Source organism: Acinetobacter sp. YH16056_T, from assembly GCF_024605895.1.
In the GTDB taxonomy this organism is placed as follows: domain Bacteria; phylum Pseudomonadota; class Gammaproteobacteria; order Pseudomonadales; family Moraxellaceae; genus Acinetobacter; species Acinetobacter amyesii.
Genome location: NZ_CP094546.1, coordinates 18376 through 30458, shown reverse-complemented (window position 1 = coordinate 30458; position 12083 = coordinate 18376). Strand labels below are relative to the sequence as shown.

Sequence of the window (12083 nt, the reverse complement as noted above, 5' to 3'; positions counted from 1 at the left end):
CAATACCGTTGTATTACATTTTAGAAATGCTGTGTATGCAGCATTGATCAAAAAGATTCTCTGCTATACTTACTTCACGTGTAGCATCAATGGAGTTTCGAAATGCTCAGAACCACTGAACAGAAAAGAAAATATATTCAAGCGACACGTTCGCAAAACTATCAAGCCAGCCTAAAGCTTGAAGGCATTACAACGACAGCTCAAACAACTCAACAAAGTAAAGCTGAAATCTTGCAAAAATATAAGAAGTATTCGCAACCCGAATCTTAGTCAGGTGCATGTATGGATAAATATGGGGAAATGGGTGACAGCCTGTATTGTTACCCTGGCACAAATATCCTAAAGAACAAACTCAATATTCGTGATGAACAAATTTTAGAACAAGCTGAACTAGAACTGTCTGGATTGGCAAGTAACTTAATTGAATATGCTGAACCACCTTACGACTTACAATACTTAAAATCAATTCATGCGCAGCTCTTTGGCGACTTATACGACTGGGCAGGAAAGTTAAGACAAATCGATATTTCCAAAGGTGACACCCGTTTTTGTAATTTTTCCCGTATTGAAATTGAAACCAATAAACTACTCAAACCGCTTCAAGAAAAAAAATACTTTCAAGGCTTAGCACCACAACAACTGATTCCTCAACTTGCCGACTTGTATTGTGAGCTTAATGTCATACACCCATTCCGTGAAGGTAATGGACGTACACAACGGATTTTCTTTGAGCATCTGATTGCTCATTGTGGTTATGGTATTGATTGGTCTCGCATTGACTCTCAACAACAATGGATTCAAGCCAATATTGAAGGTTTTTATGGTAATTTAAATCCATTAATTAAGATTTTTGAAATATGCTTTATTCAAAATACCTAAAATTTAAGTAGTCGAAGCCCACAATCCTTAATGAGCCATCATCTTTGCTTCAATCCACTGATTAATTTCCCAAATAAACCAACAATCACGATTCTTAGAAATCTTAATACTCTTCGGGTAATTTAGGATCGTAATATTCAGATTACTTATCCAGAATTGAATAGATCGTTAACTTAGATAGACTTTTAAGCAATGTAACTTGCCGCATGTTTATCAACATATGTCTCAAAAAAGTCTGCCCATACATAGATTTATGGTGTTTAGTGCTTAAATTTCAGATTAATCTTCGTCTGATGACCTGAATGGATGTTACAGATTACATGCAGGTGAATTACTCTGTGGCTGTATCATGGCTTTTGTGCAATCCAATCCATTTGATCCGAATGTTCTCTTTTGCAATAAAGCAGCCTCTTCTGCTTTTCCTGAACCAACGAACTATGTCATTGATTTGATTCAACCGACAACAGTGATGCTGAATCAAATCTCCAAAGAAGGGATTAAATGCAAGAAATGTGGTAAGAAAAAGATAGGGGATGGAAGTTATTATCCGTCTAATTGGAACCAGCCCATGAGTCGAGATCAGTTGAGTAAGAATCATTTTAAATGAATAAGAGAAGGATGGCTTACCTCACTTCTCCGAATAACAATGCTATGCTTTTCAACCAAGGTTATAAATTGGCAACTACATTTCATTCTTCTTCATGCTGGTCCTATAGCCTGTAGACAATTACTACATCATTTGCATTCAATGCTCAATACAGCCTGTCAGCAGAACCGCAGCGATACTTTTTTTCGTGCATACATGTAGTGTTTAAATCCATTCATTTTTCAATGATCCTCTGCCGTTTATCACATTTATGGTCGATCTTTAACCTTGTGAAAAATGCACATACCGATCCCTTCAAACTGTCAAATTTATGTATGCATGACATTTAAAGAAAATTATCTGATCAATTTTTTTAGGTAAAATTCATCAAGAAAAAAGTTATTATTATTCATAACATCACCAATAACCACATAAAAACAATAATTTAATAAATTATTCTTCCAATTTTTTTATATTTAGTGTTATTACCTCTAAATCCATGTTTACCACCTTCTATTACATAAGTAATTTAGAAGTATCCACGATATAAATTGCTTGCCCTCACACCTCTCCCCTCTCACGCCCAAAAAATTTATACTGAAAGGCAGATTAAGCCCGTTCGAGTTACATATAGCCGCATGCTATATTGAAAGCATTAAGAAAATATCCTCAATATTTATAGGATTTTTAAAGTATGAACTAATTTTCGAAGAACCCTTTCTAAGTAATGTGACCTATTAGGAAAAATGAAAATACTGAAATCTCCGTATCAACAATCAGTCAAAGTACATCCTGATGATTTTCTGTAACCGATACCCAAGGACTATACCTACCCTTCTGATGTGCTGTGCAACAAAGCCCTCCTTAGCCACACTATAGCTATAGATTAATTCCATTATTTTGTGATTTAATTAAATTATTCATTCTTAAGACCCAATTTAATGGATTTATATTTCACTAAACCAGAAGAAGTTGTGACTCTTTTAGGTGAGCGTTTACGTAAGCAACGACTCTTTCTGGAGATGTCTCAAGCTGAGGTAGCAGCACGCGCTGGTGTCGGCGTGAATACAGTTTCGAATCTTGAAGCGGGACGAAATGTATCTGTTGAAAATTTAGTCCGTATTGCAATGGTCTTGGGTCGATTAAACGAACTTCAGGAACTATTTAAACCTCAGCTTAACAGTGTGAATGACATTCTTCGCTATGAGAGTCAAAGTAAGCGCCACCGTATTAAGAGGAAGGGATAATGCTCAATAGACTTAATGTTTATTACAACGGTTGGGGCGAATCATGGTTATGGGGAACGCTGATTAGTTCAACAGCCACGACAGGTAGACCCACCATTGCTTTTGAATATAGTCCAGAAGCAATACAGCAAGGTGTTGAGCTCTCTTCTTACTTGCTGCCTTTAAAAGGTCTACCATTCAGACAAGGTTTTCCTACTCATCAAATGGGACTCCCAGGTCCAGTCTATGACGCTTTACCAGATGGTTGGGGCATGATGTTGATGGATCGATATTTCAAAAAAATTGGCTTAAATTCAGCACGAATTGGACCTTTGGAGCGTCTGACCTATATTAGTAGTCACGCAATGGGTGCCCTCTCCTTTGAACCTTGTGTTGCTGACATGCAAACCTCAGAAAATATCCCTTTACAACAACTGGCCCAGGAAGTTCAAGAAGTACTCAAAGGTGAAGGTGGTGAATTTCTACAGCATTTATTGGTCATGGGTGGCTCCCCTCAAGGTGCCAGACCAAAAGCGTTGGTTTACCGAGATCCTGTCAATTTAGAGTTTTCGACTCAAGATTCTGATCAACATGAAGCCTGGCTGATTAAGTTTCCTGCTCAGCAAGAGCATCCTGAAGTCTGCGCCATTGAAGCCGTCTATGCAGAATGTTTGCGACTTTGTGCAATTGAGACTCCAGATACCCATTTCTTTAATTTGCCCAATGGTTTAACGGCTTTTGCTTCTAAACGATTCGATCGTCAAAATGGTATGCGGATTCCAATGCAGAGTTTGGCTGCATATACAGGAGCAGACTATAAAGTTCCAGGTAGCCTAGACTATCGCAATTTTCTCCGGGCAACCTTGATGTGTACGCAAGATGTACGAGAAAGATTGCATGCTTTTAAACGTGCTGTGTTTAATGTGCTTTTCAATAATCGGGATGACCATACTAAGAACTTTTCATTTCTCATGGAGAAAAATGGTCAATGGAAATTGGCTCCAGCCTATGATGTGACCTTCTGCGAGGGTCCAGGTGGTTATCATCAAATGGACATTATGGGAGAAGCGCTCAATATTTCCCGAAATGACATACATAAACTCGGTACTTCAGAAGCTAATCTGACTACTCTAGAAGTCGATGAGATCATCTTGACCATGCGTGAAATTGCACTTCAATTTAGTCAAATTGCGCAGCGCCTGTATCCCCATCAAATTCGAGAATCTACCCTACAGATGATTCAATCACGGATTCAACAGAATATTGATTTTTTAACTGAAACCTAAGCGTAAATATAAACTAAGCGCCAACCATCAACTGCAAATAGACTTTGATATAGTTAGTCGCTACATAATCTGTAGAACCTGTGAATTAGCTCTCTTTATAATCACGAATATTAGATGGATCACCGCCAAGATATATTCTGCAAACGTGAAATCACTACATCCAGATCGAAAATCACTAAGAAAAAACTGTCACCAAAAAAAGGTCTGCACTATGGATAGATGCAGACCAAACTCTGGATAACTACCAGCACGAGAAATATGTCGCAATTTTGCATAGACATGAATTTGATAAAATCAGCCCAGAAAGCCAGAAATTCATAAAAACTATTTCATCAATCCCCTATAACTTAATCACGTTCATGGTCGATCTTAAATCTTGTGAAAAGTACTCATGCTGACCTAGCCAAACTGTAAAACTCATGTATTCATAGCCTTTAAATGAATCTTTCAATCGGTATATTTAAGGTAAAAACTAGTAATCAGAAGTTATTATCACCCCCATATAAAACAAGGATCAACTTAAAAACAATAACTTAGTAAATTATTCTTCCATTTTTTTTATATTTAGTGTTATTTACTGTAGTCATTAGAACACTCTTCTTTGGAATACTCTGAAGAAAACTGTAAGGTTGTAAACAGACCAAGTTACAGCGAGTAACTGATTCAGAAAAAGGCTGGTTGTATGGTGAAAGTTTAGAGTTACTGTTCTAATGTTTTAAACAAATGTTTTGTTAAAAAGGAGCAACATATGAAATTTCACATCGCTAATATGACTTGTGGTGGTTGTGCACGCGGCATTACTACCGCAATTAAAGAGCTCGACTCGAATGCCTCACTCGATATTGATTTACAAAACCGTATTATTGAAATCAACACAACGGTGAGTCAGGATCAAGTCATTGCCACTCTCAGTGAGCGTGGATTTACAGCTGATCCTGCTTAATCTCTGTTAGAGTAACAGTGGGAATTCCTTACCACTTTTACTCTCTTATTTTCCTCATCGTACAGATAAAACCTGTACTTGCTTGAAATAAAAGTAATCCCTGAATTCCACCTAATCTTGGTTCGAGCTGATCTTCGCATATAGAACTCAGCATATCTAAATGATAGAGATCGTATATGAGTACCGAAATGACTGATACGCCACACTACAGTGAAACATTAGAGATTGAGGGGATGACATGTGCTTCTTGTGTAGGCCGTGTGGAAAAAGCTTTAAAATCTGTTGAGGGTGTTGAATCGGCTCATGTAAATCTGGCTACCGAAAAAGCAGTCATTTATGCGCATCAACCACTTGATCGCGCTACTTTAATTAAAGCCGTAGAAAAAGCAGGCTACGAAGGGCTTTGTTGCATAAATATGTAAGCATCTGATTTAAATAAATTTAATTTTGGATCAAAAAACAATCAAAACTTTTAAAATCATATAGTTATGAAATCTTTGTGCAACAAAGCCCTGAATCCATAAGAGTTCCGATCAGCAGTGGTCTCCGCGATGGGTTCCAAAGCCAGCAGATGGAGCGCCTGCATGGCCCGGCATTTCATCGTGGGTATCCCGAGAGGTCTCATCTTGCCATTTTTCTTCGGAATAAGGACTCTCCGAAGCGGAAGGGGCGTGTAACCTCGCCTCTTCAACGACATCATCGCACCGGTCTTGGCCTTGGGTGTATTCCAAGTCACCTTGTCGACCCCAGCCGTGTTTTTGCCTTTGTTTTCAGACACTCGTTTGACGGCCAATGCTTTGCCACTAAACGAGTGAGTCAGCAGCCATTGCAAAGCTTTCGCCTTGTTATGCCTGCCGTCTTGTACCGCCTTCACAATACGCGCTTGCAGCCCTCTGACATGACGCTGTACAGCAATCCAATCGATGCTGTCCCACGATGTGCTGGAAGGTGCACACGCTGATACTGCTGCATTCATTTGCTCTCCCTCCATTAAAAGGGTTCTACACACTCTCTTGTGATGAGAGACCATAAGGACGTCAGCCCGCTTTCGCGTGGGGTAATGTTTCAACCTCTATCCAACCCATTACAGACTGGCATTCGCTTTTTCCTCGTTCCTTCGCCCGCATCACCATGGGCAGTTTTTGCAAACTGCTTTCCCAATGGGAGTAATACGGGATTTCCACGTTCCGCTTACTGAAGTACATCGGCTTAGGTGCCTGCTATCGACCGGGAGGCGTATGGGTCACGAATGCGTAGTCGAAAGACGCAATTCCCACCTCCATTACCGTTTTGGTTCGAGCGTATCAGCCATTTCCGCTCGTTCAACTTGACGATCGTTACGCAGATTCACATGTGTTCACCATACCGATTATCTAGCCCTTGTCCGGCTATGGCTGCCAGAAGGGTACGCCTCTCACGATTGATACCCCGCACCTTGCGGTGCCTCGTTACATTGTCGAAGGCGCTCTTTATTCAGCCTTCTAGATTCACCCGGTGACACGGGTGGTTCCCGCAGGGGGAACAACTTCATTAAGCGACTTCGTGTCGCACCTCGACCCAATTATTGCAAATCGGTAGATTGCCATCATCCAGATAGCGGCTTAAAGCTGGCCAACGCTTCAGAGTGTAATTGATGGCCTTGGCGGTGGGAGAACTCGATGGCACTGTCAGATGATGTTGGTTGAGCCATTCATATAGTTGTTGCATCACTGGTTGACTATGCTGTTGTCGGTATTCGCGGCGGTCTTCCGCTGTACCATCGGTCTTTTTCCTGAGCTCTGCTTCTATCGCATACAGTTTCTGAATCAGCACTAATGCCTGTTCAGCGACCTGACTTTTCCCAGTTACATGCAGTTCATGGAATTTACGACGTGCATGCGCCATGCAGCCCACCTCAATGACATCGCCTGATTTAAAGCGTGCTTTATAACCACTGTAATCATCACAGACTAGATAGCCCTGCCAGCCTTTCAAGAACTCTTCAGCATGCTGGCCTGAACGACTATCCTGAAAGTCATAGATCACCGCCTGAACTGGATTGTACTGTGTAGTGGCATAGGCCCAGACATAACCTTTCTTCGGTTTTTTATTATTCTCACCCATCCGCATGATGGTGACCGGTGTTTCATCTGCATGCAGCACCTGCTGTTGTAGTACCACCTCTTTTAAGGCATTGGCCAGAGGTTCCAGTTCTACACCGCAGCGACCTATCCAGTCAGATAAAGTTGATCTAGAAAGTTCGATTCCCGCCCGCTGATAGATCAGACATTGACGGTACAGCGGCAAATGATCGGCATACTTCGATACCAGCACATGGCTGAGCAATTCAGGTGAAGCAATGCCTTTATCAATCACATAGGCGGGCATCGCTTGCTGAGTCAGAGTGTCACACTGATCACAGACCCATTTACCACGCACATGCTGTTCCTTATAGAACTGTGCCGGTCTGAAATGCAGTTTTTCACTGACATCTTCGCCGATACGACGGAGTTGGCAGCCACAAGCACATTGGGTTGATGCAGGTTCATGCTCAATACGGATGGTGTGTAGATGATCTGGCAGTGGTCGACGTTTAGGTTTATTGGTTTTGGCTTTCTGTGTCGCTGCATTAGTTTTATCTGCATTTAGCCGTTCCAGTTCTAGATCAACCGCGGCAATATCTTCTTCAACCGCTTCATCCCACAGATGGATTTGTTTTGCCGTTAAGTGTTCATTCTTTTGGGCGAATTTGTGCTTTTTAAACAGCGCCAGTTCATGCTCGTATTTTTGATTGAGAATAGAAAGATGTTGAACTTTAGAATCTAATTGCTGGTTTGATTGTGCTAGAGACTGATGCTGCATCGCCAACTGCCGGGTAAATTCCAGCAGTTGTTCATGGGTCAGTTGGCTTAAGTCAGGCAGCGTATTCATGACCGCAGTATGCCTGAGGTCATGAAGAGAATGAAATAGAACGTTTGGAGAATAGCAGAATAGCCGAGCTTGGTTTAGAGCATTGTTACCACTTGCTGTCGTCCAATGCGCTGCCAGGGCAAACCCTGGATTAATGCCTGTAACTGTTCCGGGTTGAGGACCACGGTTTCACCTTGGTGAACTTGAGCCCAGTGGAATTTTCCCTGTTCCAGCCGCCTGGCACACAGCCAGATGCCCAGTCCATCATGTACCAGCACTTTCATACGATGACCACGTTTATTACAGAACAGGTAGGCGCAATGCGGTTTGATGTAGCCAAAGGCTCTCACCACCTGAGCCATGGTCGTATCCATACCTGCACGCATGTCCATGGGCTGGGTAGAGAGCCAAATTTCATTGATACGGATCATGTTGCCAGTGCCTTGAGTAATTCTGCCAAGGCAGGTATTTCTGATGTCTGCCATTTTAGCTGAATATCATTATTCGTATGAGGCACGGTGATACACAACGTGATCCTCTCATCAATAGGTTGGCTGATTGCAGCAGTGTAAGGCAAAGCAATAAATGCTGGATTCACATGAGTAGGATCCTGCACGGCACCATCATGATGGCTGAAGATCCTGATCCAACGACTGACAAGGTTGGCATTAATACTATGTTGCAGTGCGACCGAAGCGATCGAGGTATTAGGATTTTTGCAGGCATTGACAATACTGAATTTGAATTCTTTGCTGTATGTTCTGCGTTTTTTAGCAACAGGAGGTGTTGCTGAATATATATCCATGTTCATAGATTAAGTCCCCACTTGTTTTTAGGTGGGAACTAAATTAGGCACTGTTGCAAATAGTCGGTGGTGATAAACTTATCATCCCCTTTTGCTGATGGAGCTGCACATGAACCCATTCAAAGGCCGGCATTTTCAGCGTGACATCATTCTGTGGGCCGTACGCTGGTACTGCAAATACGGCATCAGTTACCGTGAGCTGCAGGAGATGCTGGCTGAACGCGGAGTGAATGTCGATCACTCCACGATTTACCGCTGGGTTCAGCGTTATGCGCCTGAAATGGAAAAACGGCTGCGCTGGTACTGGCGTAACCCTTCCGATCTTTGCCCGTGGCACATGGATGAAACCTACGTGAAGGTCAATGGCCGCTGGGCGTATCTGTACCGGGCCGTCGACAGCCGGGGCCGCACTGTCGATTTTTATCTCTCCTCCCGTCGTAACAGCAAAGCTGCATACCGGTTTCTGGGTAAAATCCTCAACAACGTGAAGAAGTGGCAGATCCCACGATTCATCAACACGGATAAAGCGCCCGCCTATGGTCGCGCGCTTGCTCTGCTCAAACGCGAAGGCCGGTGCCCGTCTGACGTTGAACACCGACAGATTAAGTACCGGAACAACGTGATTGAATGCGATCATGGCAAACTGAAACGGATAATCAACGCCACGCTGGGATTTAAATCCATGAAGACGGCTTACGCCACCATCAAAGGTATTGAGGTGATGCGTGCACTACGCAAAGGCCAGGCCTCAGCATTTTATTATGGTGATCCCCTGGGCGAAATGCGCCTGGTAAGCAGAGTTTTTGAAATGTAAGGCCTTTGAATAAGACAAAAGGCTGCCTCATCGCTAACTTTGCAACAGTGCCCGTTTAGGTGCAGTTCTCAATCATATTCAACAACAGCATGAAGAATTGGAACAGCAAAACAAACGTAATCGTTCTCAATCTATGCCAAGCAGACGTGCACAGAAGACAGTAATCAAAGAACGAAATCTGAATCCTGTGCTTGACTTGGAATTGTCCATATAGGACATTTCTATTTGGTTATTAGGTAGGACATTTCTACTTAGGAATAACAGAACGTAAGCGTCCGCTGAACCCCATGCCTATTTTTTAATTCGGTTCAGGTTTCCAGCGGTGTGGTAGCAATTCTTCAATCTGAGTCACTTTATGTGTCGGCAACCTTTTCAGCACATCACTTAAATAGGCATTTAATCCTGAGAACTAAGAATTATCATTTAAAAATACCACAAAGTAGTATAAAATAAACTACTACAAGGTAGTATGAATGCAATCAATGTATACAATATGTGAGACTCCATTATTTACTAAATACTGTCTTGTTTATTGGACTCAGGAAGAATATGAGGAATTCAAAACATTCTTAGCATTAAATCCTGAAGCAGGAGATGTAGAGCCTAATGCAGGTGGTATTCGTAAGATTAGATGGACTAGCGGTGGTAGAGGTAAAAGTGGTGGTGTCAGAGTCATCTACTTTAATCGTTTAGCAAATGGAGAGATTTGGTTATTAACCTTGTACAGTAAAAAGCAAACTGTACAGCTTAGTAAGAAGACTCTTCAAGCATTAGTGGAGAAACTAAATGACTCGTTTAATGACTGAAAAAGAACTTGAGGCTTTTGAAGCAACTAGGGATATTGAAGCTGAAATATTACAAGGCATCGACGATATGCTTACTAGTAATGCAGCGAAAAGAACCGTAATCACTGAGACAGATGTAGCGTTAGCTCGTAGAAAGGCTCAACTAACACAAGATCAGTTTGCTAAGATTCTTGGCGTATCAAGACGTACTCTTGAATCATGGGAACAAGGTGCGAGAAGACCATCAGGAGCAGCAACATCCCTTATTCGATTATTTATTGTTGATCCAAAATTTGTAAAAGAGAGTCTGGCTTAATTTAGACAGCTCTCTACTATATTTATTTAAGGTTTTTTATGAAGCACTTAGGATTTGTGGGAAAAAGTACTGAATATTTAGGGTATACCCATATTGAAATTATCAATAGCTCATTACGCTTATCTTTCAATATTCCATCAACAAAAGATCTAGAAGAAACCTTTAAAAAGATAGTCGAAAATAACTATGATTTACTCATGGAAACATCAGCAGAAATCGAGTTCGAATTAGAAAGTGAAACGCTAGCAAAGATAGAAACCATCATAAAAGAAAAAGGGATTGAACTTGATGAGTTTGTTCAAAATGCGCTGATTAAACTTATCAACCAAAATGAATTGGCTAAGACTGATTAGACCTTAAATGCAGACAATAAAAAACCCCAGCATCCTGCCGGGGTTTCTCATATTGGGTTGCTAGGTATGACTCCTGTCTTACCTCACGCTCCTGGTGCGATCTTTCTTATTCTTGTTGTTTGGAACATCCTGTTCTCTATGACTTCATCATAGGAAAATTCACCTATCCTGGATAGCCGCAAAGGGCCGAGTTTTATGTGAGCCAAAGCGTACAAAATAGCCTAAATTTCATCCACAGTAATTGGGGATAGTTTCGGATCCTGAAAGCCGATGAAATGGGCACTGATTGCCAAATTGATCGTTTTTTAATCAAATTTACTGGCAAAATATTACAGATCTGCTTAAAAACTCACCAACTTATTACAAAAGCCGATTTTTTGCTTTTTCTTAGTCATGGCTAAATTTTTAAGTACTTGATATTTAACTTAATATACAAGTGTACTTCGTATAACCACCATTATGTTAAATAGGGAATTCAAAGCTCTTTCTAAGAGTTGGTATAGTGGTAATACTTATTGAGTGCGTAAAAGAATTAGATTAATAAAATACTCAAAAGAAAAATAGTAAAAGGGAACTTACAGAAAATAAGTTACCGGCTCTTAAAATTATATTTAAACAAAGAAGCCCAACTAAATGATTGGGCTTCCTCATATCTAACTTTACCTTATGATTTTCATCAGTGTACTGCAAGAATTTAGACTACTTGTTGACTTGAACACCTTTAAAAATCAATTTCTCTTTTTTTTGTGTTTCTATAAGCAGTTGTGCCTGCCCCTTACGAGATTGAAGATATAATGTGGGAGCATTCACCAGAATATCTATCATCGTACTTTCACGTAAGTTGATATCATCAGGACAGCCCATCATTGTGGCAACAATTGGTTGTTCAGCATATAAATGATTGCCCTTAAAATGAATACCAATCGAATTTATATTACAAAACAAATTCCCAATATACAGCATCTTTTCTGCAAATTTTAGCGTGATAGGTTGGTCAGGTTTTGAAGCCAGAAATAATGAATCTATACGTTCACTATTAGCATTTGTTGCCTCGATTAATTCCCAAGAAAATTGCGCCAAGGTCTGCTCACTAAAGGACATCACTTGTAATTCTTGTATCTTGGACTGATCGGCTGATGAAGGCTTATGACAAGCGCTCAAAAGTCCAACGACGAACATCAGTATAAATATTCTAGTCATC

At 41.0% G+C, this 12083-nt stretch carries 13 protein-coding genes and 5 pseudogenes; 12 read left to right on the top strand and 6 right to left on the bottom strand.

Annotated elements, in window-relative coordinates:
• Nucleotides 1-102: 102 nt before the first annotated feature.
• From MST17_RS16305 to MST17_RS16275, 7 genes and pseudogenes are all read left to right on the top strand, one after another.
• The gene (locus MST17_RS16305) at nucleotides 103-270 is read left to right on the top strand and encodes a YhfG family protein (protein ID WP_000946583.1); all 168 of its coding nucleotides are present in this window, start codon (nucleotides 103-105) and stop codon (nucleotides 268-270) included.
• Between the two features lie 12 nt (nucleotides 271-282).
• Nucleotides 283-879 (top strand): putative adenosine monophosphate-protein transferase Fic, encoded by a 597-nt coding sequence (locus MST17_RS16300; RefSeq protein ID WP_179990952.1) that lies wholly within the window; start codon nucleotides 283-285, stop codon nucleotides 877-879.
• 349 nt (nucleotides 880-1228) lie between these two features.
• Nucleotides 1229-1486, top strand: coding sequence for a hypothetical protein (locus MST17_RS16295; RefSeq protein ID WP_004726728.1), 258 nt, complete (start codon nucleotides 1229-1231; stop codon nucleotides 1484-1486).
• A 920-nt stretch (nucleotides 1487-2406) separates the two neighbouring features.
• Nucleotides 2407-2712 carry a helix-turn-helix domain-containing protein gene (locus MST17_RS16290; RefSeq protein WP_000366814.1) on the top strand — a complete coding sequence of 102 codons (306 nt, stop codon included), beginning with the start codon at nucleotides 2407-2409 and terminating at the stop codon, nucleotides 2710-2712.
• Nucleotides 2712-3977 (top strand): type II toxin-antitoxin system HipA family toxin, encoded by a 1266-nt coding sequence (locus MST17_RS16285; protein WP_000934717.1) that lies wholly within the window; start codon nucleotides 2712-2714, stop codon nucleotides 3975-3977. Before MST17_RS16290 ends, MST17_RS16285 begins: the two co-directional genes overlap by 1 nt.
• Nucleotides 3978-4725: 748 nt before the next feature.
• Complete coding sequence (locus tag MST17_RS16280) at nucleotides 4726-4920, top strand: heavy-metal-associated domain-containing protein (protein WP_179990953.1); 195 nt, start codon at nucleotides 4726-4728, stop codon at nucleotides 4918-4920.
• A gap of 176 nt (nucleotides 4921-5096) precedes the next feature.
• Nucleotides 5097-5318 (top strand): annotated as a pseudogene (locus MST17_RS16275) (cation transporter); the annotation flags it as partial.
• 113 nt (nucleotides 5319-5431) lie between these two features.
• Here the strand turns inward: MST17_RS16275 and MST17_RS16270 are convergent.
• From MST17_RS16270 to MST17_RS16255, 4 genes and pseudogenes are all read right to left on the bottom strand, one after another.
• Nucleotides 5432-5896: pseudogene (locus tag MST17_RS16270) on the bottom strand (reverse transcriptase N-terminal domain-containing protein); the annotation flags it as partial.
• 575 nt (nucleotides 5897-6471) lie between these two features.
• A pseudogene (locus tag MST17_RS16265) lies at nucleotides 6472-7830 on the bottom strand (IS66-like element ISAba25 family transposase); the annotation flags it as partial.
• A 74-nt stretch (nucleotides 7831-7904) separates the two neighbouring features.
• A complete protein-coding gene (tnpB, locus tag MST17_RS16260; protein ID WP_179990954.1) occupies nucleotides 7905-8240 on the bottom strand; it encodes an IS66 family insertion sequence element accessory protein TnpB in 336 nt (111 codons plus the stop codon).
• On the bottom strand, nucleotides 8237-8620 hold the full coding sequence (locus MST17_RS16255) for a transposase (protein ID WP_179990955.1): 384 nt from the start codon (nucleotides 8618-8620) through the stop codon (nucleotides 8237-8239). The genes tnpB and MST17_RS16255 overlap by 4 nt, the downstream gene beginning before the upstream one ends.
• 103 nt (nucleotides 8621-8723) lie before the next feature.
• On the opposite strand from MST17_RS16255, the gene MST17_RS16250 reads away from it, so the two are divergent.
• Nucleotides 8724-9428 carry an IS6-like element IS26 family transposase gene (locus tag MST17_RS16250; RefSeq protein ID WP_001067858.1) on the top strand — a complete coding sequence of 235 codons (705 nt, stop codon included), beginning with the start codon at nucleotides 8724-8726 and terminating at the stop codon, nucleotides 9426-9428.
• A gap of 52 nt (nucleotides 9429-9480) precedes the next feature.
• A pseudogene (locus tag MST17_RS16245) lies at nucleotides 9481-9642 on the top strand (ISNCY family transposase); the annotation flags it as partial.
• Nucleotides 9643-9726: 84 nt separating this feature from the next.
• Here the strand turns inward: MST17_RS16245 and MST17_RS16240 are convergent.
• A pseudogene (locus MST17_RS16240) lies at nucleotides 9727-9822 on the bottom strand (transposase domain-containing protein); the annotation flags it as partial.
• Between the two features lie 88 nt (nucleotides 9823-9910).
• Between MST17_RS16240 and MST17_RS16235 the strand changes: the two are divergent.
• From MST17_RS16235 to MST17_RS16225, 3 genes are read left to right on the top strand one after another with little or no spacing between them, the layout of a single operon-like run.
• Complete coding sequence (locus MST17_RS16235; protein WP_104505828.1) at nucleotides 9911-10234, top strand: transcriptional regulator; 324 nt, start codon at nucleotides 9911-9913, stop codon at nucleotides 10232-10234.
• Nucleotides 10215-10529: a DNA-binding transcriptional regulator gene (locus MST17_RS16230; protein ID WP_104505827.1), complete on the top strand. Its 315-nt coding sequence runs from the start codon at nucleotides 10215-10217 to the stop codon at nucleotides 10527-10529. Before MST17_RS16235 ends, MST17_RS16230 begins: the two co-directional genes overlap by 20 nt.
• A gap of 38 nt (nucleotides 10530-10567) precedes the next feature.
• Nucleotides 10568-10882 (top strand): hypothetical protein, encoded by a 315-nt coding sequence (locus tag MST17_RS16225; protein ID WP_104505826.1) that lies wholly within the window; start codon nucleotides 10568-10570, stop codon nucleotides 10880-10882.
• Between the two features lie 699 nt (nucleotides 10883-11581).
• On the opposite strand, the gene MST17_RS16220 is transcribed toward MST17_RS16225, so the two are convergent.
• On the bottom strand, nucleotides 11582-12082 hold the full coding sequence (locus tag MST17_RS16220; RefSeq protein WP_074163995.1) for an META domain-containing protein: 501 nt from the start codon (nucleotides 12080-12082) through the stop codon (nucleotides 11582-11584).
• Between the last annotated feature and the right edge of the window lies 1 nt (nucleotide 12083).

Coding starts and splice junctions, on each gene's coding strand:
- MST17_RS16305 (WP_000946583.1), top strand. CDS start 103: ATGCTCAGAACCACTGAACAGAAAAGAAAATATATTCAAGCGACACGT.
- MST17_RS16300 (WP_179990952.1), top strand. CDS start 283: ATGGATAAATATGGGGAAATGGGTGACAGCCTGTATTGTTACCCTGGC.
- MST17_RS16295 (WP_004726728.1), top strand. CDS start 1,229: ATGGCTTTTGTGCAATCCAATCCATTTGATCCGAATGTTCTCTTTTGC.
- MST17_RS16290 (WP_000366814.1), top strand. CDS start 2,407: ATGGATTTATATTTCACTAAACCAGAAGAAGTTGTGACTCTTTTAGGT.
- MST17_RS16285 (WP_000934717.1), top strand. CDS start 2,712: ATGCTCAATAGACTTAATGTTTATTACAACGGTTGGGGCGAATCATGG.
- MST17_RS16280 (WP_179990953.1), top strand. CDS start 4,726: ATGAAATTTCACATCGCTAATATGACTTGTGGTGGTTGTGCACGCGGC.
- tnpB (WP_179990954.1), bottom strand. CDS start 8,240: ATGATCCGTATCAATGAAATTTGGCTCTCTACCCAGCCCATGGACATG.
- MST17_RS16255 (WP_179990955.1), bottom strand. CDS start 8,620: ATGAACATGGATATATATTCAGCAACACCTCCTGTTGCTAAAAAACGC.
- MST17_RS16250 (WP_001067858.1), top strand. CDS start 8,724: ATGAACCCATTCAAAGGCCGGCATTTTCAGCGTGACATCATTCTGTGG.
- MST17_RS16235 (WP_104505828.1), top strand. CDS start 9,911: ATGTATACAATATGTGAGACTCCATTATTTACTAAATACTGTCTTGTT.
- MST17_RS16230 (WP_104505827.1), top strand. CDS start 10,215: ATGACTCGTTTAATGACTGAAAAAGAACTTGAGGCTTTTGAAGCAACT.
- MST17_RS16225 (WP_104505826.1), top strand. CDS start 10,568: ATGAAGCACTTAGGATTTGTGGGAAAAAGTACTGAATATTTAGGGTAT.
- MST17_RS16220 (WP_074163995.1), bottom strand. CDS start 12,082: ATGACTAGAATATTTATACTGATGTTCGTCGTTGGACTTTTGAGCGCT.